This window comes from Paenibacillus campi (assembly GCF_034659835.1).
In the GTDB taxonomy this organism is placed as follows: domain Bacteria; phylum Bacillota; class Bacilli; order Paenibacillales; family Paenibacillaceae; genus Saccharibacillus; species Saccharibacillus campi.
This window is the reverse complement of the sequence record NZ_JAXSQZ010000002.1, coordinates 623,016-643,658: the sequence shown is the minus strand read 5'-3', so window position 1 is coordinate 643,658 and position 20,643 is coordinate 623,016. Positions and strand designations below refer to the sequence as shown.

The following is a 20,643-nucleotide window of genomic DNA, read 5'->3' as shown; positions in this document are numbered from 1 at the left end:
TTCGCGTGGAAGATGCCGAACAGCCTGTTCTTATTCAGGCTACGTGTATGTGCATAATATTAAGCACGGGAAACGTATTTACCTTCGCGTGTATCGATGATCAGTACATCGCCTTGGTTAATAAACAGTGGCACTTGAACGTTGTGACCTGTTTCCAACTTAGCATTTTTGGTAGCACCGGTTGCTGTGTTGCCTTTAATACCTGGCTCGGTTTCAGCAACTTCCAGCTCGACCGAAGTCGGCAAGTTAATGCCGATAATTTCGCCTTGATAGCTCACGATGTTAACGGTCATGTTTTCTTTCATAAATTTCAGTTCCCATTCCAGTTGCTTTTCGTTCAACTCGAACTGGTCGTATGTTTCGTTATCCATAAACACATGATCATCGCCGTTTGCATACAGGTATTGTACGCCACGGTTTTCGATCTGTGCACGAGCGATCGTTTCGCCAGCGCGGAATGTACGCTCGACCACGTTACCGTTACGCAGGTTTTTCAGTTTGGAGCGCACGAATGCTGCACCTTTACCTGGTTTTACGTGTTGAAATTCAAGGACGGAATAAATGTTACCTTCCACCTCTACGGTCAGACCTGTTTTAAAATCGTTAACTGAAATCAAAATAACGCCTCCTCATGTATGGTAAAGCCAATTGTCATACAATATATGCTGATCATTCCATGAACCGGTTACGGTTACAACCGGCTCCAGTCCGTACCTACTATATTGTACTATACCCTGCAATCAGGGAAAACATACGCCGCTAAAAGCGCATGTCACAGGACGAATGATCGCTGTTCGTAAGCCGCTATGCACTGCTGTCTGCCCTTGAGATACGATGCAGACCAAAACACATTACGGTACGAAACAGCTGTTTACGTCATCTGTACTATTTTATTCGCCATTCCTATTCTGTCAACCTTCCGATTGGCAAAAAATGTTAGACCGGTAAAATCGTGAATTGTTTGCTGGAATGCGTCAGTACGCGAATACCGTCTTCGGTAATGAGCACATCATCTTCAATCCGCACACCGCCAAAGCCCGGTATGTAAATGCCCGGCTCGACCGTAACGACCATACCTGGCAGCAATACGGTATCGCTTAGCTTGGACAGGCGCGGCTCCTCATGTACTTCAAGCCCGATACCGTGTCCGGCGCTATGTCCGTAAGCCTCTCCATAACCGTGCGCGGCAATAATGTCGCGGGACAATGCATCCGCTTCACGTCCGCCCATACCTGGCTTCAAATGCTCCAATGTGTGCAGTTGCGACTTCAGCACCACATCATAAATTTCGCGATGTTTGTCGGAAGGTGTACCGATAAACACTGTGCGGGTCAAGTCGGATACATAACCGTTGTAAATGGCACCAAAGTCAAACGTAATCAACTCATCCACACCGATCGGCTTGTCGCTAGCAACGCCATGCGGCAAAGCGGAGCGAACGCCGGATGCGACGATCGTCTCAAACGACGGGCCGGATGCACCGAGACGGCGCATGAAAAATTCCATTTCAAGTTCCAGTTCTTTTTCGGTTACACCTGGTTTGATGTAATTTAAAATATGTGTGTACGTTTTGTCGGCAATTTCCGTTGCCTTTTCGATCGTAGCGATCTCCTCGGCATCTTTGAAGTTGCGAATGCCTTCCAATAGACCGGATACCGGCACAAGCGTGACCGGTGCCAGCTTTTCTTTGTAAGCGGCATAACGGCTGTACGGCATTTGATCCTGTTCAAATCCGAGCGAGCTGACGCCCCAATCGGCAAGCAGTCCTTTGATCGTGTCAGCTACATTCGGTGCATGCTCGACAACTGTAAACGCGGTCGCCTGCTCCGGTGCCTGTGTCATGTAACGGAAATCGGTTAGCAAATAGGCATGCTCTGCCGTAACGAGTACATAACCTGCTGAACCTGTAAACGCTGTAATATAACGACGGTTCACGCTGCTCGTAATGAGAAGCGCTTCAAGTTGACGCTCTTTCATTGCCTGACGCAATTGCTGTAAACGTGCTGTAGTCATGAACTCTCTCCTTCGCTCCGTTCTGTCTTCAAATAGCCAAACATTATTTTACCATAGGGCAAGCATTTTTGAGAATAGCTAGTTGTAACATTCGTAGCATGAACGTTTCGTCTGCATACGCTGTGGCAATGAGCTAGGAAATCCGCTACAATGTAACGTATCAACACTTTGCATCATGCTGCCCTGGCACAGGGGCAATTCGCTATTTTAACGATCATCCCAAACGGGTGATTCATTATGGAAGGGTGACTGTATTTGCCAAAACAATCTACTCCAGTCAGCTATGGGGGCCAAGCCGTCATTGAAGGCGTAATGTTCGGTGGGAAAAATGTAAACGTAACCGCTGTACGGCGCAAAACCGGCGAAATCACCTATCTGGAAGTTCCACGTTCCGACAAACCTTGGGTACGCAGTTTGCGCCGGATTCCACTGTTGCGCGGTATTGTCAGCCTGATCGATTCAAGCGCCAAAGGCTCACGCCATTTAAATTATGCAGCAGATGCTTATTCCGAAGACCAGATGGACCCGGAAGAATATGCCAAAGAAAAGGAAAAAGAACAATCCAAAACGAATCTGAGCATGATTCTCGGCGTCGCTGCCGTCGGCATATTGTCTTTGATCGTCGGCAAGCTAATTTTTACAGTCGTGCCTGCCGCTATAGAAGGATTTCTGTTTGGACGTCTGTTCCATAGTCAGTTTTTGCACACATTGCTTGAAGGTGTAATCAAAATTATGTTGCTGCTCGCTTATTTGTGGGGCATTTCGCAAACACCGATCATTAAACGTCTGTTCCAGTATCATGGAGCCGAACATAAAGTGATCACCGCTTATGAACATGGCTCTGAACTGACGCCGGAAAAGGTGCAGCAGTTTAGCCGTTTGCACTACCGCTGTGGCAGCAGTTTTATTATATTGACCGTTATTGTCGGTGTGCTAATTTATTCACTCTTTCACTGGGACGGTATGACCGAGCGCATTGTACAACGAATTGTGCTGTTGCCGGTCGTCATCGGCGTTTCATTTGAAGTTTTAAAGTTTACGAATAGTTTGCGGGACATTCCGGTGCTGCGTTATCTCGGTTATCCAGGCTTATGGCTACAATTGCTCACGACCAAAGAGCCTACCCTTGATCAGCTTGAAGTATCGATCGCTTCCTTTAACCGGATGCGTGAGCTGGATGCCCAGTTGGAACGACAAACCGCCACAGCTACTGTGCCGGATGCTTCTCCTGACCCTGTGAAAGGATGATGAATGATGAGAAAGTCACCTCTGCAAGCGATTTTTGTTGCTATTATGGCATTGCTCGCACTGATCGGATTGGCATGGGGCGTATATCGGATGATCTTTATGCCATCTACATTTGATTGGAGCGGCATCATCGTCACGCTTGTGCTACTCGGGGTTGTGCTGTATGCGCTGCGTTCCTCAGCCGCTTTACAAGGCGGTCGCAAGCAGCCGAAGATTAAGCCGTCCGCACGTACGATGGCTAAAGTCAAAGCACAACAAGGCAATTACAAACAGGTTACCAAATCATCTCCTTTCGCCAAAACCGGCACGCCTGGCAGAAGCACATCCGCTTCGGGTGGCAGCAAGCCGAAAAAGCATTATCCATTCCAGGTCATTCAAGGCAATAAAGGCAAAGATGACGAGGAAATGCCCAAATATCACTAATATCACTAATATCACTAATATCACTAATATCACTAATTGGATCGCTCTATACGATAAAGCGTAATGATAAAACTCCAACGATTAGGCTGTAGCTAACTGCTGCTAATTGTTGGAGTTTTGATTTTATTGCAAACTATAAACTATGGCAGTGTTCGCTCCAAAAAGTACCGGCTTGCTGCCATCCATAACATGATCATACGCCCGATATTCCATTTGCTTGCATACAGCTCCACTACAATTTGCCTGTCATAAACCCGAATGCAATACATACAGCAAGCCCCCAACGTCTACTGCGCTGGGGGCTTGCTGTAGAGCGATCGCTTGCTCCAATCTGAACCTTTTCATATCTCCGCGATCTTTATCTTTATCTTTATCTTTATCTTTATCTTTATCTTTATCTTTATCTTTATAAAAAGTTTAGGCTTGTTATCGCATTACAGTCCCCAGTACGAACGCAGTTTACTTAGCACATCGAGCGGATTTTTTTTCAAATCTTTGGCGCTAAAGAAAATGCTGCCTTTGATCGTACTGTATTTGGCATTATATTTGAGCTGGTTAATAATCTCATCCGAGGTATTCCAACCGATCTCTGGTGTGTTGAGCTTGTAAATAGCTTGACCGATATACAGATCGACACCGGTGTTTTTCGTCTCGTTGACCCACCAGTCTACCACTTTGTCATAACGTGCTACTGGCAATGACAAACTCCAATATACTTGCGGAGCGATATAGTCGACCCAACCATTTTTGATCCATGTGCGTGTGTCCGCAGACATACTATCATAGGCGGTCACACCGGCTTTGGTGTCCGAACCGGTCACATCGCTTGCTTTGTTGCGCCATACGCCGAACGGGCTGACCCCAAAGCGTACGGAAGGCTTAGCAGCATGAATCGAACGATCCAATTGCTGGATAAAGTTGTTGATGTTATCGCGTCGCCATTCAGCTTTGTTAGAAAATTTGCCTTTATACTGGGCAAATGTTGCATCATCGTTGAACGGGTTACTGGACGTTTCCGACGATGGATAAAAATAGTCATCCAGATGTACACCGTCCACATCATAGTTGTTGACCACTTCCATCACCGTATCGATAATCGATTGACGCGCTGCCGGAATGCCTGGATTAATATAATATTTATTACCAAATTTCACTACCCAATCCGGATGCTTCAGCACGACATTGCTTGGGTCCAATGAGCCGACATTCGCATCTGTTGTCGCACGGAACGGGTTAAACCAGGCATGCAATTCCATACCGCGCTTATGCGCTTCCGCTACCATATATTCCAGCGGATCATAGCCCGGATTTTTGCCTTGTGTGCCGGTCAAATATTTAGACCACGGCATCGTAGACGATTTGTACAACGCATCACCAGCAGGGCGTACTTGTACAAATACCGCATTCATGCCCATCCCTTGCAACTGATCAAGCAATGTGGAAAATTCTTGCTTTTGCTTGGCTGCATTGCCAAATGAGCCTGTGCTTGGCCAATCCAAATTAAAGACGGTCGAAATCCACGCCCCACGCATTTCCTTTTTAGCGGAAGGTGTCGTCGGCTGCGAATTGCCTGCTGGCGTACCAAGCGTGCTGCCATTGCCTGTTGTACTGCCTGTCGCCTCGCCGTCGTCACCGGTATACCCGCTTGTACGTAGCGTTACCGTCTCACTGCTCTGGTTCCAGTTTACGGTTAATCCGAGCCCTTCACCGATAAAACGCAACGGCACCATCACCCGTCCGCTCCGAATTTGTACCGATGTATCCAGCGATACAGACTGGTCGTTGACCATCGCGGTCTGCTGACCTGCCGTAAGCACCAACTTTTTGCTACTACTGCTCGTAATCGTAACCGTATTCGTTTGCCCATTCCAATCGATCGTTGCGCCCAAATTTTCACTGATCAGACGCAGCGGCACCATCGTTACATTGCTGCCGCTTGTAATATACGGAGCGGCATCTCCCTTAATTGGCTGACCATCCAACACGATCGTAATATTAGGCGCTGCCGAAGCTGGCGCAGCACTAAGCGCCGGAACCAGAATGATGAGTGCCAGCAATAACGACATGTAACGCATCCATTTCATCGTTTTAGAACCTCCAGTATCTCTTTTCGTAACCGACCTACCGACTTTTGTTAGAAATTGCTCACTTTTGCTGCTGTTTTCATTGGTTTAGGTTGTCTATGTAATTAGACCGCATCCCCTCGCAAAAGTTGCGCCCAAAATAAAAGACATCTGTCATGTGATCGACAGATGTCTGCCTTATGAGTCGCTAACAAGCTCGCTTTGCAGCTTTTTGAGTGCTGCTACCCGCTCCGGGTCACGACGGAAATATTCCACCAACGTTTCGATCTGAGTGATCGAATCCCAGCTCAAATGATGCTCGATGCCTTCAACGTCCTTGTATATATAGTCCGGATTTACGCCGATAATATCCAGAAAATCCTCCAATAACTGGTGGCGATCAACGAGCCGTTTACCCATTTTCTTACCTTTGCTCGTTAAAATAAGACCACGATATTTTTCGTAAATAAGGTATTCATCCTTATCCAGCTTTTGGATCATTTTGGTAACGGACGAAGGATGTACTTCTAGCCCTTCGGCAATATCCGATACACGCGCATATCCCTTTTGCTCAATTAATTGATAGATGCGCTCCAAATAGTCTTCCATACTGGGCGTTGGCATCTTGCTCCCCCTTTGAATACACGTTCTCGTTAATGTGCTGACGATTGTATACGGCAATAGATGTTGGTTCATTCAATAATCATACATGGAATGTCGCGCAATTGGCAAGTTTTTGCGTGCTTTTTTTGCCAGTTAAAGAACCTTTTGCAAACGGTAAAACCGAGGCTCACCAGCCTGCAAAAGGTTCAATAAAGGCAACGATTCGGCTCGTTTATGTTCAACATGCCAAACGGTCAAAAACGTTTATTTTGATCCGTTACTACGTTCGTTTATACGGTCGCTTACTTGACAAGCGCGCCATTAGGCATGTTGTCTGGCACGGTCGCTAGCGTCAATTGATCGCCTACAGAAGCAGCCAAAATCATTCCGCGTGACTCCTCACCGCGCAGTTTGACCGGTTTCAAATTCGTCACGCAAATTACTTTGCGACCGACCAGCTCCTCTGGTGTGTAAAACTTGGCGATACCGGATACGACTTGACGTTGCTCAAATCCAAGATCAAGTTGCAGCTTGAGCAACTTATCCGCCTTTTTCACCGGTTCAGCAGCGATGACTTGTGCTACACGAAGCTCCACCTTAGCAAAATCGTCGATGCTGATCTCCTCGCTCACTTCCGTCGGTTCAGCTACTGCCGGCTTGCTTGCCTCCGCTTCCGGCGCTGGATCAGCCGCAGACTTTAGCACACCACCCATCGCTTCTACGATATAAGCGACTTCTTCTTTGGCATCAAGACGCGGGAAAATCGGATCGCCTTTGACGACCGTTGTGCCTGCCGGTACAAGACCGAATTGGCGTGTGCTGTCCCATGTCGTCAGCTCGCCAGCGGCAATGCCAATCTGCTGGCGAATTTGCTGTGGTGCACGCGTCAGGAACGGCTGCAATACGACGGAAATAATACGCAGCGTTTCAGCAAGATGGTACATGACCGCATCAAGCTGTGCACGATTGGCTTCATCTTTTGCCAGCACCCACGGCTGCGTCTCGTCGATATATTTGTTCGTACGGCTGATCAGCTGGCTGATTGCAGTTAGGGCAACCGAAAATTCCAGCTTCTCCATCGCCGTCTCGATTTTGTCGATCGTTTGTACGATAAACTCCTGCAATTTGCCATCCACTTCATTAACCGCACCCGCATAAGCAGGAACCGAGCCACTACAGTATTTATCGATCATAGCGACCGAACGGTTGAGCAGATTGCCCAAATCGTTGGCAAGATCGGAATTCACACGATCGACAAAGCTTTCCGGTGTAAATGTACCGTCCGAGCCAAATGGCACTTCGCGCAGCAAATAGTAACGCAGTGCATCCAAACCATAACGGTCGATCAACGTAACCGGGTCAACGACATTGCCTTTCGATTTGGACATTTTGCCGTCTTTCATTAACAACCAGCCGTGTCCGAACACTTTTTTCGGCAATGGCAGATCAAGCGCCATCAGCATAATTGGCCAATAAATCGTATGGAAGCGCACGATTTCTTTGCCGACAAGATGAATATCGGCTGGCCAAAATTGATTGAACAGTTCTTCATTGTCGCTGCCATAGCCAAGTGCGGTAATATAGTTGGACAGCGCATCGATCCATACATACACGACGTGTTTTGGATCATTTTTTACTTTAACGCCCCAATCAAAGGTAGTGCGTGATACCGCCAAATCTTCTAGTCCTGGCTTAATAAAATTGTTGATCATCTCGTTTTTACGCGATTCTGGCTGGATAAAGTCAGGATGATCTTGATAATATTGCAGCAGACGATCCGCATATTTGCTCATCCGGAAAAAATAAGACGCTTCTTTGACCAGTTCAACCGGATGACCGCTATCCGGGCTTTTGCCGCCGATCACTTCACCTTTATCATTACGCTCGATCTCGACAAGCTGTGTTTCGGTATAAAACGTTTCATCCGGAATGCTGTACCAGCCTTCATATTCACCTTTGTAAATATCACCTTGCTCTAACAAACGATCAAAAATATTTTGCACGACATCTTTGTGGCGCTGCTCGGTCGTGCGGATAAAGTCATCATACGAAATGTCCAGCTTATCCCACAAACTTTTGATCCCTGTCACGATGCCATCGACGAACTGCTGTGGAGTCTGCCCTTTTTCGGCGGCTTTGCGCTCGATCTTTTGACCGTGCTCATCGGTGCCAGTCAAATAACGGACATGATAACCTTTCAAACGCTTGTAACGTGCCATCGCATCGCCTGCTACCGTTGTGTATGCATGACCGATATGCAGCTTGTCACTCGGATAATAGATCGGTGTCGTAATATAAAATGATTTGTTTGCCTCTGGCATGAAAATACCCTCCTTAATAAAATAGTTGAACCGCCCAAACCAAACAACAGACACAAAAAAGCCCCCGCCCCTATGGGACGAGAGCTTGTGCTCACGTGTTACCACCCAACTTCCCTGCTTCCTTACGGAGCGCAGGCTCGTCAGCCTGTTCAGGCCAGCCATTAACGCTGGCTCACGCTGTAATCTTACGCCCGAATGATCGCGCTACGCTCGATTGCAGTTCCTCCCGGACCATTTTCTACAGCGGCGCTCAGACCGGTTCGCAGCAACTCCGGCTCTCTGCACTGTGCCTCATTCTGTATACTTATCCGTTCACTGGACGTCTATACTATGACTATGTTCTTCAATATACCTAACGAGCGCCCGTACTGTCAAGCGATGTCATTATACGCTATGATCGATTGGCATCTTCAGCACGATCAGGAGCGGCTATGTCCTGTATCGGCTCCGGACGTCTGTGTGCGCTCCCGTGGCGGTGGCACAAGATCGATCCCGCCCGGATGAAAGGGATGACATTTACCGATCCGTTTGGCGGCAAGCCAGCTTCCTCTCAGCACGCCATGCACTTCGATCGCTTCCAGCGCATATTGTGAACAGGTCGGATAAAAGCGACAGCTCGGCGGCTTAAGCGGCGAAATGAATTTACGATACAAATGAATCGGCACCTGCACCGCCCGACGGCTTAGCTTTTGCGGCGTATTCACTTGCTTTTGCCTGCGACAGACTCACTGACAGCGGCGGTCGCAAGCGCGTCTTGCTTAATATGCAGTGCTGGGCCTTCTTTACCGTTGCCACCGCTCACATCGCCTGGCTCACTCGGCAGATTGCCAAGCTGCACACGGCAATCTTTGCAATAACCAAACACCTCAAATTTATGCCGAATCACTTCAAACTGCTCCGGCATATCGGTCATATCCATCGGGCAAAAGGCGATCGGATACGTTTTCTCACATTGCAAACAAATCATATGATGGTGATGATGATCCTGACTGCAATGGCTTTTAAATTTGACCCCATCTTCAAATACAATCTGTTCCAGCACGCCCAGCTCCTGCATCACACGTAAGTTGCGATACACCGTATCAAAGCTAAGCCCGCTATATTTACGCTCCATATATTCATATACGTCCTTCGCCGTCAGATAGCCCGGCGCTTCCGCAAACAGCCGTGCCAGCGTACGACGCTGATCGGTAATACGCAGCCCTTGCTTGGACATCGTGTCAATAATCTGCTCTGTAGACAGCATGAGTTTTTCCTCCTGTCATCATTCCGATACGGGATGCTCGTCTTCATACCGGATGGTCTATTCCAATACATAAAATGTGCTTTTATATCGCACACTCTATCGCTACTATTCGTAATCATAACTATTATACACGAAAATAAACGCTGTGCCGAATAATTATGACCGATTCACTGACGAATTTTAAACGAAATATTCTATTCATTATGAACGATCAGCGCACTTCGGCTGCCTATAATTGTTCATAACAAAAACGAAGCCGCCACAGGCGACTTCGTTCAGATGCAGCAAGCTTGTACAACAGTACATACCGCTCAGCGATCGATGTATACTGCCGTTCCAACTGCCTGCTCTATATCGTTACATATCGATTATTGCTTTTTCGCTGGCATCTGGTTAAACAGCAAGTTAACCGGCAAGTTACTGCCCGGTGCCGCCGTGAACCAAATTTCTACAGCTTCTGTATCCAATGCACCGGTACGGTAAATCGGCACATCTTCATTAGCGGTCAGAATCGAAGCATTGTTTTTGATCGGTACACTTACTCCGTTAACAAAAATATAACCGGAATAACGTCCGCCACGCGCATTAAAGGAAATGAGCGTATTCGGTGCCACCATATCCAACTTAATTCTGTACAGTACGCCAAAGTTACCTGCGTTCGATGCATCGGTAGCGGACAATGGGTCAGTACCGATCAAGTTTTTATCGCTGTTATTGTCACCCATCGGCAGACGAACACTCGTATTGCCGATCAGATCAGGCACATGAACGAGCAATGTGGAATTGTCATACGTACCACGGTTATGAATACCATCGCGATCAAGTTTTGGCAATGTGTTCATCGCTTGCAATGGATCAGCATTTTCATCGACCATCAATACGGTGTATTGAATGTTGGAATCACTCACCACATCAGCAAATAGCGAGATTACGGTATCATTTGGCATCGTGGATGCGTTTAACTGGTTAAAGATAATCTGGCTTTGTCCTGGCTGCAATGTCATCATCGTAGCATCTTTACCGGATTGCATCGACTGGTAATAACGGTCAACCGATACTTTACCGACCGCTGTTGCATATTGATTCGGGCCGCCAAAGCCGATTGCCAGCTGGTTGATGTTCGCTGGTGTAGCATTTTGGTTGGTGGCAATTACGTACATTTTGACGCGTTTGCCGGTTTCATTTAAATGGTGAATCATAAAACGGGTTGCGCCATTGGCAGTTTCCTGGTACACAATGCCCTCAGACAGTACGCGTTCCGGACTGTTACTGCGGATCAAACGTACCGGCTCGGAAGATAACTGGAATGGAGCAATCGTACGTCCTGGCACATCGCCACCGTTAAAATCAAATGAATCCCCAATCGGTGTAAACAATGGATAAAATTCATCTGCTGTGTACAATGTATTGTCCGTAATATTGATCGTTTTGCTGAATGTGCCTGTTGCACCGTGCTTGTCGGTTACGGTCAACGTAATCGTTTGTGGACCTGGTGTGAAAAACGCGAGCTGGTTGTTTGACCAGTCGGTTTTCGTAATCGCATTTTCATCGTCTGTACTCAGATCGGTATACGTGATCAGTTCACCCATACGATAAGAATCGCTATTCGTCGTAAACATCGCGACCGGCGGCAAATTCGGCGGACGAACAGTGATCGTCATGCTATACGGATCACTCCATTGTCCATTCGCATCCATCACCTGATATGTGACCACATGTGCGCCTGCTTCTGCGAATACATCTTCGCGACCTGTCCAGCGCTCATCGACGATTGGTGTACCGTCAGATGTGCTCGATTTGGTCGTATAGGTCACTGTCGTTTGGGTAGCATAAATATCTTTTGGCGATACGGTGAAAGAAGCGGTCGGCTTCACTTGCAAGTCCATAATGACCATTTTGCCTTGTACCGTGTACGGAATATTCAATGCTGCCGTGATCGAAGTCAGCGGCACCATGAATGTTCCTTTTTGCTGGAACGATGCGCCTTTCATCAGCGATTGTACACCGTTGACGGTGTAGTATTTGCTGTCGGTTTTGAACCGCAGTTCTTTGCCGTCTTTGGACATTACCGTTTCTTTTGTTATGGAATCATATGTAAGCGTAAGCCCAACACGTTCCACCAGCGCACGTACAGATACATAGGAGACGCCATTTTTGACGGTCATCGGCTGATTGGAGAAATACAGCTTGCCATCACGGTAAATCTGATTGGAGTTCATTATAAAAATAAGCTTATTAGGCCCTGCTGTGTACACATCGGTTACGACAGAAGGCGCAGTCGTTACTGGTGGTACCGTTGTTGTAGATGGTGTTGTAGTTGCAGGCGGTGTAACTGGCGGTGTCGTTGTCGGAACCGATGTACTATCCGTTCCTGTTGCCGTGCCATCGACACTCGTTCCATCGGTGCCTGTTGTACCGGAATTTGTAGACATTCCATTATCGGTCAGCGACCCGTCACCATACACATCCTTTACAATCCCGTTTGTTGGATCGCCTTCTGCCGCGAACGCCTGACCCGCAGGAAACGTTGCTACCGCCTGCGTAAAGGCAAGCACAGCGATCAGCATGCTTTTCTTGAATTTCATTGTTCGACTCCTTCTTATGTCTTTTTTCTATACATACTGCTGCCAAAATAAAACTCCCCCGAAATGACACGTTATATAAGACGCTCCGATTTCAGAAAAGTTTCTGTCCCATTCGTAAATCCTACGTTAAAATGCGCTTGTTCACATTTCAGCCACAATTGTGCAGTTATTCATATGTATGCTAGGCAGTATACAAACGCCTACTGAAAAAACCTGTTCGGCTGTGAACAACAGGCTTAACGGGTAGGCGTTTGAGTTTGCGGCATTGCAGTGAAAGGCTATGCCTGCGTATTTAAACTAACGTGATCTGGAGCCTCATAGTAATTAAGATAAAACACATACGGACAATGGGCTCAAAACAACTTCATCGTCCATTGTCCGAGATTCATTTGATTTTTGAAGCTGGCTTAAGCTCTTATGGATGAAGATTTCAGTAGACAATCAAAGTTGAAATTCAACTTGGTCGCTGTAGCTGTAATCGTACATGAATCGCTATAAATTTGAGCGTTCGATCCACTGCAAACGATCAACTGTCATACTAGCATCACATTCAAACTACAATTTCAAACCGTCAAAGCAATGAACTCCTCTATCCGAATCCATCAAATTTGTACGCCATATCGCTCATTCAACGTTACAGGTAGACGTCCGCTCGCGGTAGCCTTGCCTGCCAATACTGCCGCCAGCGCTTCCACCGCATATTTACGGTTTTCATAGGCGCAAATATACGTTTTCACATTAGGCAATGCATTCAGATCATACGGATTGCGCATCGATGCCACGATAAACGGAATGCGCAATTGCTCATGTAGCTCACATGCCAATTGTGCCTGTCCATACGGCAACTGCCCTGCTGCGGTATAGGTAACTAGCACGACAAAACTTGCTGTAGCCGCCTGCTGTAACACATGCCGACGCGCCTGTTCATCCGGCTCTACATCAATCACAAGCTGGTGTGCAGGCAAACCGCAGAGCGATAATGCTGCCGCAAGATTCGTCTCATGTCGGGCAGGTTCGTCCACTTCGGTACGCCGGGTAATCTGTGGCCATACGACTAGCCCTGCTGCGCCAGCAGCGGGTCGCCGTAGCGGAAGTTGTCCTGTATCTTTGACGACCGTGATGCTTTGTGCAGCCACAGAACGCAATAGAGGCTTCGCATCACGCGCATCCAGCAATGCGGCAAACTGTGCTTCACTGACAGCTGGTGCATCCATCCGGCGACGCGCTTTCAGCTCCAAAATTCGCTGCAATGCCCGCTCGATCTGCTGCTGCGACAGTCGCCCTGCTTGCACGGCAGTATGCACCGCTTCGATCGCCGCCATCTGCGCGGTCAACGTATGGCTGACGAGCAATAAATCCGCTCCCGCCTGTAACGCTTGCACCGCCGCTTCCGGAATGGAAACATGCTTCGCAATCGCCTGCATTTCCAGACAATCCGTCACGATCACACCATTATAGCCCATCTGCTGACGCAACAAACCGGTCAATACAGCATGAGACAGCGTAGCCGGTATCGGTTGCGGCTCAAATGCCGGAAAGATCACATGCGCGGTCATGATCAAATCCGTTTCGGCAGCAATCGCATGGCGAAATGGCAGCAGTTCCACCTGCTCCAGCCGCTGGCGATCATGCGGCACTGAGGCAAGCCCGTAATGCGAATCGACCTCGGTATCACCATGCCCTGGAAAATGTTTGGCGGTAGCGGCTACTCCTTGCGCTTGCATCGCTTGGATCGCAGTCGCACCATGCAGCCCGACCCATTCCGGCTTTTCCCCATACGAGCGCACACCGATGACCGGATTGCGTGGATTGTTGTTCACATCTACACACGGAGCAAAATTCACATTAATGCCAAGCGCATGCAGTTCGCGTGCACTAATCGTTGCTGCCGCCGCCGTCAGCTCAAGATCATCCGCCGCACCGAGTGACATATTGCCTGGAATAAGGCTTAGCTCCTCCTGATCGATCCGGCTCACCATCCCGCCTTCCTGATCGATAGCGATCAACAGCGGCGGCAAACGGTGCTGTTTTGCCAATTGCTGCAAACTGGCAGATAGATGATACACTTGAGCCGCCGTACCGATATTGCGCCGAAAATAAATAACACCGCCGATATAATATTTTTCAATCAGCTCTGTCACTTGCGCATCCGGCACAATATCGTGAAACCCGCATACAAATAATTGTCCAATTTTTTGCTTCAGTGTCCACTGCGTCGTATCGATCGTCATGCTGTTGTTCCCCCTTTGCGATCATGCATAGGCTACATTGCTAATTTGCCTTTATTATACGAAGTTTGGCAACTGGTAAACAAGTGTAATAAAGCATAAAAAAGTATCTTTTGGAAACGATATATTACCAAAAAGCAGGTACAATCAGCATCATACGTCGACCAAGTTACACGTATCAGGCAAGACATACTGACCATAAAAAAAACCTACAGCAGCGCTACCTTTATTAAAAGGCATCACTGCTATAGGGTACACGATCATACCGGAGGAACAAGGTACACTAACGACGAGCATTTCGATGTCGGTGCTACACTAGCGTACTAGAGCGTGTCTTCAAACTACTTTACAGATCGTTCCATACGGGTAATTTGCGGCAGACTACGCTGTACAGTGTCTTATTTCTGACCTTTGTGAACAATAAAATGAGACGTAGCATCGTTTGAAGTCACCACCTAGCGTACGATCATACTGGAGAAACGCAGTAGTTGTCCGACAGTACAACTAAAGAAGGTCACCATGACACATTATAGTGCTAACGCCTGCACAAACGTCAGCGCTCACACAATGTGTAACTGCCGCATGTTCACTGACCATTTCTATCACTTATATTACCGGACACAGTTCGTTTGGCGTCGTCCCTGCTCAATCAGGCGATACGCCCGTTCCACTTCGGCTTCGGTCGGTGAAGGCACGCCATCCAGCGGATAGATGCGGCCGAGCGACTGCCATTTGTAAATGCCCATCTGATGGTAAGGTAAAATTTCGAACTTTTCCACTCCATCCAATGTGCCAATACATTCGCCTAGTGCGATCAAGTCTTCCTCCGCATCATGAATACCGGGTACAAATACATGTCGTATCCACATTTTGCGACCGTGATCCGATAACCACCGTGCCAACTTCAATGTGCGCTCATTGGATACGCCTGTTAGCTGTTTATGTTTTTCATCGTTAATATGCTTCAAATCAAGCATAACCAGATCGGTTACTGCCAGCAATTCATGAATTTTCTCACCATCATTGTATCCGTTGCTATCGAGTGTTGTATGCAAATTCCAACGCTCTTTTACTTCATGAAATAATGCTTTAACAAAAGGGGCTTGCAACGTTGGTTCACCGCCCGAAACGGTAAGTCCACCGCCGGAGCTGCGATAGTAGTTGAGATAAGGCTCGATTTCAGCCAGCACTTCATCCAGCTGCATCACCTTACCTCCATCCAAATTCCACGTATCGGGATTGTGACAATATTGGCACTTCATCAGACACCCCTGCATAAATAATACGAACCGAATACCTGGACCATCGACGGTACCAAATGTCTCCAGCGAGTGAACACGGCCTGTTACCATGATCATTCAGCCCCTTTCTTATCCATTGTCATTACCGAACAGAATCGGATCGCCGTTTGTAGTTAATAGTGTGTAGTCAATAGTGGTACCAACAAGCGAGCGCGCAGTATATCGATTGTACAAGTGCACGATCCGACTTCGGTTTGCCGTTTATTAGCTGCTCGCTTCTGTTCGGTAGCCATTGATTGTATATGGAGCTTTAAGCACCAGACATCCATCATAGCTGGATTTGCTACTGCCCCTGCACTAACCGGGGAAAAATACAATCGTGCCAGCTTTACATCCTTATATCCTTATATTTTTAAAGCTTTACATCGTGCTGTGGAACGTACGGTTGATCACATCAAGCTGTTGCTCACGCGTCAGCTTAATAAAGTTAACCGCATAACCGGATACACGGATCGTCAGCTGTGGATAATTTTCCGGATGCTCCATTGCATCCAGCAATTGCTCACGGTCAAACACGTTTACATTCAGATGATGCGCATCGCTGCCAAAATAGCCGTCCAGCAGCGCCACCAAATTCGCTTTGCGTGTTTCTTCTTCTTTGCCAAGCGCCTTCGGCACGATCGAGAATGTGTTGGAAATACCATCCAGGCTATGCTCGTATGGCAGTTTTGCTACCGAGCTCAGCGAGGCAAGCGCGCCTTTTTTGTCGCGTCCGTGCATTGGGTTCGCACCTGGTGCAAACGGCTCGCCCGCTTTACGTCCATCTGGTGTCGTACCTGTTTTTTTGCCATAGACGACGTTGGATGTGATCGTCAGTACCGATTGAGTCGGTACAGCATCACGATACGTTTTGTGCTGACGGATCATGCTCATAAAACTTTCTACCAGTTCAATCGCGATGTTATCGACACGATCGTCATTGTTGCCATAGCAAGGATATTCGCCTTCGATTTCAAAATCGATCGCAATGCCGTGTTCATTACGAATCGGTTTTACTTTGGCATATTTGATCGCACTCAACGAGTCGGCAGCGACCGATAGACCGGCAATTCCACAAGCCATCGTCCGCAAAATATCACGGTCATGCAGCGCCATTTCGATCCGTTCATAGCTGTATTTATCATGCATATAGTGAATGATGTTCAGCGCATCCATATATACTTTGGACAGCCATTGCATCATCGGTTTGTAGCGTTTCATCACTTCATCATATTGCAAATATTCGGATGTGATCGCCGGATATTCAGGGCCAACCTGTGCACCGGATTTCTCGTCTTTACCGCCATTGATCGCATACAGCAATGTTTTGGCAAGGTTGGCGCGTGCGCCGAAAAACTGCATTTGTTTACCGATCCGCATCGCGGATACACAGCAGGCGATACCGTAGTCATCACCGTAAATCGGACGCATCAGATCATCATTTTCATATTGGATCGAGCTCGTTTCGATCGATACTTTGGCACAGTATTTTTTGAAACCTTCCGGCATTTGTTCCGACCACAGTACAGTTAAGTTTGGCTCAGGTGCTGGGCCGAGATTGTATAATGTGTGCAGGAACCGGAAACTGTTTTTCGTCACACGGGTCGTGCCGTTGACAGCCATCCCGCCGATCGATTCTGTTACCCAAGTCGGGTCACCGCTGAACAGCTCGTTATAATCCGGGGTGCGCAGAAATTTGACGATCCGCAGTTTCATCACAAAATGGTCAACGAGTTCTTGCGCTTGTTGTTCGGTCAGTGTACCTTCTTGCAGATCGCGTTCGATATAAATATCAAGGAACGAAGATACACGTCCGAGCGACATCGCCGCACCGTTCTGTTCTTTGACGGCTGCCAGATAGCCGAAGTATAGCCATTGGAACGCTTCTTTGGCATTTTGTGCCGGTTTGGAAATATCAAATCCATGCTCGGCAGCCATCTGTTTTAGCTCGTTTAGCGCTCTGTACTGCTCGCTAATTTCTTCACGCTGGCGAATCGTCGTTTCGTCCATATATTCGCCTACTGTTTCATCATATTCTTGCTGTTTTTGCGCCATCAGGAAGTTGACACCGTACAGTGTGATCCGGCGATAGTCACCGATAATGCGACCACGCCCGTAAGCATCCGGCAGACCGGTAACGATACCGGATTTGCGAGCGTTACGAATTTCGGCAGTGTAAGCATCAAATACACCTTGGTTATGCGTTTTACGAATATTGGTGAAAATGTCGATTACAGATTGCGGAACTTCAAAACCATATGCTTTACAAGCATCAATGACCATGCGGATACCGCCGTAAGGTTGAATAGCACGTTTGAACGGCTCATCGGTTTGCACGCCGACAATTTGTTCTTTGTCTTTATCCAAATAACCAGGGCCGTGGGAGACGATCGAAGCTGGTGTGTTCACATCCACATCCCATACGCCGCCACGTTCGCGTTCTTCACGGGACAGACGGGATACGATGTCCCATAGTTCTTTTGTATGTTGTGTTGGACCTGCCAGAAAGGCTTCGTTGCCAACATAAGGATTCATATTTTCATCAATGAAGTTTTTCGTATCTACGTGATTTGTCCATTTGCCTTGTTTGAACCCTCTCCAAGCTTGCTTGGTTTGTTCGTTTACATTTCGTTCGATTACGGACATTGATAACCCCTCCATGATTTGTGAATTAAATCACAAATATTGTTGTACGTTGACGTGTGGCGGTATGCCACGGGTTGGTGTTCCGGTATGTTGTGCTTTGTTATGATGCTCTGGCTATGTCTTTATTATGCGGGATGGTGGGGGATAAATATGTGATAAACATCACAGTCAGGGGGGTTTATTATGATTTTTGTCACGTTCTGTAGTGGGTACAGATTGGGATGAAATATGGTACAGATTAGCCGGATTTGTAATATGTTGTGTTATCGCTTCGGTCGGAATGTAGGTTGGGATGGTGGAGTGGCGATAGGTATTGTAGGCATACAGACGGTTGATGAGCTTGGGTACAGTTGAAGTGGATTTGAAATAGTTCAAATGGGGATAGGGCTACGCAAAACCTTTTTTCATTGCACCCCGTGTTTGAAAAGCGCAAACACTAGAAGTCCGTCCTTTCCCCTTATTTCCTTGCTTACGTTCTGTGGGAATTGCAGCAGATCATTTTTTGAAGGGCATAAAGTCGCATTAGCGTGGAGAGTGACTCTGGCAGGGCAAGAAGGATCACTGCATGTAGGCATTTCAATCCATACTCTTGCACGGAGAGTGACCCTTTACCAAAGCAGATCGTAACCGTTATGTCGATGAATTTCAATCCACACTCTCGCACGGAGAGTGACCGGTATATGTAGACGCTCCTACCTATACCGTTTTAATTTCAATCCACACTCTCGCACGGAGAGTGACGCCACTCTGAGGTTGTCAGCCATCGTAGATATCATTTCAATCCACACTCTCGCACGGAGAGTGACTCGATGCGGTTACGTTTGAGGGACTGGATGTAACTATTTCAATCCACACTCTCGCACGGAGAGTGACGACGCCGGACTACCGCAAACCGGTACCACCTGGCTTCATTTCAATCCACACTCTCGCACGGAGAGTGACTGCCGTGGGAATCCACTGTGATTTCCGGCATGCAAATTTCAATCCACACTCTCGCACGGAGAGTGACGTTCTTAATTTAAAATTGATGTCTTTTATCTATAATATTTCAATCCACACTCTCGCACGGAGAGTGACGGCGTTGTACACTGTGCTATTTTTATCATTCGTGATATTTCAATCCACACTCTCGCACGGAGAGTGACCGCTATGAAGTCGGAGCTGGACAGAATGAAGGAAATTTCAATCCACACTCTCGCACGGAGAGTGACAACGGCTTCCTCTAGCTTGCGACCATAGTTACGTAAATTTCAATCCACACTCTCGCACGGAGAGTGACGGCTCTAGCCATTCCACCGGTGTATAGCCTTTATCATTTCAATCCACACTCTCGCACGGAGAGTGACGGCTATTTCGCGGCGGTAGCGATCGGTAGTCTGGCATTTCAATCCACACTCTCGCACGGAGAGTGACGTCCGTCACAATCCGTCGTCCATCTGACATGCGGCGCTATTTCAATCCACACTCTCGCACGGAGAGTGACAAGAGTTGCACCGTTGATAGTGATAGGCTTACCGAATTTCAATCCACACTCTCGCACGGAGAGTGACGCTTCTGCCTTATTGTCGTATTCCCTTCTGTGCAATTTCAATCCACACTCTCGCACGGAGAGTGACTAACGTGCCGTCCGCTTTCAGTACACGCCATACTTGCTATTTCAATCCACACTCTCGCACGGAGAGTGACCGAAATCAGAGCCCGCTCCGGTTGATCGATATGACATTTCAATCCACACTCTCGCACGGAGAGTGACTGCACCCCTGTTCCCCCCTTACACAGCAAGGGAAAAACAACCAAAAAGCGCGAACCTCCCTTTTAGCCTACTCGAAACAGGCTCAAAAAACAACAAAAAACCTCAAATCCCTTGTGTAGCAAGGAGCGCGAACCTCCTAGGGATTTTATGTGAGCTTGGGGTTCGCGCTTTTTGATCCTTTTATAGGCACATTAAAGCTTTGCTGCTCGCAAGATCATAAGAAGGATTTTAAGA

Annotated in this window: 13 protein-coding genes, 1 pseudogene and 1 CRISPR repeat array; of the genes and pseudogenes, 2 read left to right on the top strand and 12 right to left on the bottom strand. The window is 47.5% G+C overall.

The window, feature by feature from the left end; translation table 11 throughout:
- Positions 1-59: 59 nt before the first annotated feature.
- Positions 60-617 (bottom strand): elongation factor P, encoded by a 558-nt coding sequence (efp, locus tag U1I11_RS07895; protein WP_322905402.1) that lies wholly within the window; start codon positions 615-617, stop codon positions 60-62.
- Between the two features lie 319 nt (positions 618-936).
- On the bottom strand, positions 937-2,013 hold the full coding sequence (locus U1I11_RS07890; RefSeq protein ID WP_322905401.1) for a M24 family metallopeptidase: 1,077 nt from the start codon (positions 2,011-2,013) through the stop codon (positions 937-939).
- Positions 2,014-2,268: 255 nt separating this feature from the next.
- Here U1I11_RS07890 and U1I11_RS07885 point away from each other — a divergent pair, with 255 nt between their 5' ends.
- Both U1I11_RS07885 and U1I11_RS07880 read left to right on the top strand, forming a co-directional pair.
- Entirely contained in the window at positions 2,269-3,261 is a 993-nt protein-coding gene (locus tag U1I11_RS07885) for a DUF1385 domain-containing protein (RefSeq protein WP_322905400.1), read from the top strand.
- A gap of 3 nt (positions 3,262-3,264) precedes the next feature.
- On the top strand, positions 3,265-3,684 hold the full coding sequence (locus tag U1I11_RS07880; RefSeq protein ID WP_322905399.1) for a hypothetical protein: 420 nt from the start codon (positions 3,265-3,267) through the stop codon (positions 3,682-3,684).
- A 140-nt stretch (positions 3,685-3,824) separates the two neighbouring features.
- Here the strand turns inward: U1I11_RS07880 and U1I11_RS07875 are convergent, their stop codons facing one another.
- The 10 genes and pseudogenes from U1I11_RS07875 to pflB form a co-directional block, all read right to left on the bottom strand.
- A complete protein-coding gene (locus U1I11_RS07875; RefSeq protein ID WP_322905398.1) occupies positions 3,825-3,953 on the bottom strand; it encodes a hypothetical protein in 129 nt (42 codons plus the stop codon).
- 165 nt (positions 3,954-4,118) lie between these two features.
- Entirely contained in the window at positions 4,119-5,768 is a 1,650-nt protein-coding gene (locus U1I11_RS07870) for a family 10 glycosylhydrolase (RefSeq protein WP_322905396.1), read from the bottom strand.
- Between the two features lie 177 nt (positions 5,769-5,945).
- On the bottom strand, positions 5,946-6,371 hold the full coding sequence (gene mntR, locus U1I11_RS07865; protein WP_322905395.1) for a transcriptional regulator MntR: 426 nt from the start codon (positions 6,369-6,371) through the stop codon (positions 5,946-5,948).
- A gap of 281 nt (positions 6,372-6,652) precedes the next feature.
- Positions 6,653-8,671 (bottom strand): methionine--tRNA ligase, encoded by a 2,019-nt coding sequence (gene metG / locus U1I11_RS07860; protein WP_322905394.1) that lies wholly within the window; start codon positions 8,669-8,671, stop codon positions 6,653-6,655.
- 419 nt (positions 8,672-9,090) lie between these two features.
- Positions 9,091-9,375: a membrane protein insertion efficiency factor YidD gene (yidD, locus tag U1I11_RS07855; protein WP_322905392.1), complete on the bottom strand. Its 285-nt coding sequence runs from the start codon at positions 9,373-9,375 to the stop codon at positions 9,091-9,093.
- 101 nt (positions 9,376-9,476) lie between these two features.
- Positions 9,477-9,917 (bottom strand): annotated as a pseudogene (locus U1I11_RS07850) (Fur family transcriptional regulator); the annotation flags it as partial.
- Positions 9,918-10,285: 368 nt separating this feature from the next.
- Positions 10,286-12,502 carry a stalk domain-containing protein gene (locus U1I11_RS07845; protein ID WP_322905388.1) on the bottom strand — a complete coding sequence of 739 codons (2,217 nt, stop codon included), beginning with the start codon at positions 12,500-12,502 and terminating at the stop codon, positions 10,286-10,288.
- Between the two features lie 602 nt (positions 12,503-13,104).
- Positions 13,105-14,733 (bottom strand): beta-N-acetylhexosaminidase, encoded by a 1,629-nt coding sequence (nagZ, locus tag U1I11_RS07840; RefSeq protein WP_322905386.1) that lies wholly within the window; start codon positions 14,731-14,733, stop codon positions 13,105-13,107.
- 608 nt (positions 14,734-15,341) lie between these two features.
- Positions 15,342-16,082 (bottom strand): pyruvate formate-lyase-activating protein, encoded by a 741-nt coding sequence (gene pflA / locus U1I11_RS07835; protein ID WP_322905384.1) that lies wholly within the window; start codon positions 16,080-16,082, stop codon positions 15,342-15,344.
- A gap of 309 nt (positions 16,083-16,391) precedes the next feature.
- The gene (gene pflB, locus U1I11_RS07830; RefSeq protein ID WP_322905383.1) at positions 16,392-18,656 is read right to left on the bottom strand and encodes a formate C-acetyltransferase; all 2,265 of its coding nucleotides are present in this window, start codon (positions 18,654-18,656) and stop codon (positions 16,392-16,394) included.
- 573 nt (positions 18,657-19,229) lie between these two features.
- A CRISPR array of direct repeats spans positions 19,230-20,409; the repeat unit is 32 nt; unit sequence ATTTCAATCCACACTCTCGCACGGAGAGTGAC.
- Between the last annotated feature and the right edge of the window lie 234 nt (positions 20,410-20,643).